The organism is Prauserella cavernicola, assembly GCF_016595675.1.
Taxonomy (GTDB): Bacteria; Actinomycetota; Actinomycetes; order Mycobacteriales; family Pseudonocardiaceae; genus Prauserella_A; species Prauserella_A cavernicola.
Map to the genome: position 1 here is coordinate 1 of NZ_JAENJH010000031.1, position 1,182 is coordinate 1,182.

A 1,182-nucleotide genomic window follows, 5' to 3' on the forward strand; every position below is an offset into this window, starting at 1 on the left:
TGCCGCCGTTGTTGCCGGGGCCGTCGTACTTGTCGCCCTTGATGTCGGTGTTGCCGGGCTTGGGGTCCGGTCCGCTGCGCACCCCGTCCGGGGTGTCGATCTTGCCGCCCTTGATGTTCTTCAACGCCTTGGCCGCGTCGCCGAACCCGTCACCCAGCGTCTTGAGCAGCGGCGAGAGCTTCGACAGCGCGTCCACCAGGTTCTTGGTCAGATCCGCGATCCGGGTCGCGGTCTTGGCCACCGCCGCCACCACCTGCGGCACCACCCACGCCAACCCGATCCCCAGCGTCAACAGCACCTGCAACGCCCAGCTGATCATCCGCCCGACCAACTCGGCGATGATGTCGCGCACCAACGTGCGCACCGCCGCCACCACCTCACCAGCGGTCGCGATCCCACTGGAAGCACCCTCGGCCGCGGACTGCGCCGCACTGATCAACGTCGCCGTATCCGTGCCCCGCGTGCGATACGCATCCGCCGCGGGACCCGTCCACGACACCGTGTCCTGCTCGATCATCGTCAGCAGATCCGTCGAGATCGCCGCCAGCTCCGTCGCCACATTGGACCAGGTCTCCGAATGCGACTTGATCGTGTCCGGATCCCCGGTCAACCCATCCAGCGCATCCGAGAGCGGGCCGACATGCTCCATCAGCCACCCCACCCCCGCCGCCAGGATCGACCCGAACGGATCCATCACCATCCCCAGCGCATCCAGCGCGGTCCCCACCGCACCCAGCACCCCGGCCGCCCAGTCACCACTCTCAATGGCCTTACTGGTGTCATCGATCGACTCCAGCAACGGAACACCCGAAATCGCCGTCGTCGAATCCTCGACCTCGGCCACCAACGGATTACCCACAGAACGACCCTTCCCTCACCCCGCCCGACACGACCAGCCCCACCAACCCGGCCACGTCAGACCTCGCGCACCCTCGTGGCATCCAGATCCCGCTCGAAACCCTTCAACGGCTTCTGATGCGACCGCTCGGCCTCCTCATACGAGTCCGCCGCCTTACGCACGTTGTCCGCCGACACCGACACACCCTCCACCGCCGCATCCAACGCCGAGAGCCCCTCCTCCTCCATCGGATTCACGATCGGAGGCAGAAACGAACACAACAACCCATACGCCGAGTCATCCATACTCACCGTCTCCGCGGCCGACACCGCCACCCCCAACCG

Annotated in this window: 2 protein-coding genes; both read right to left on the reverse strand. The window is 66.5% G+C overall.

What is annotated here, in order from left to right:
• The coding region (locus JHE00_RS34540) for a WXG100 family type VII secretion target (protein ID WP_372440536.1) at positions 1-859 on the reverse strand (859 nt) is incomplete at its 3' end.
• A 56-nt stretch (positions 860-915) separates the two neighbouring features.
• On the reverse strand, positions 916-1,182 hold a 267-nt coding region (locus tag JHE00_RS35450), incomplete at its 5' end, for an ESX-1 secretion-associated protein (RefSeq protein ID WP_230425524.1).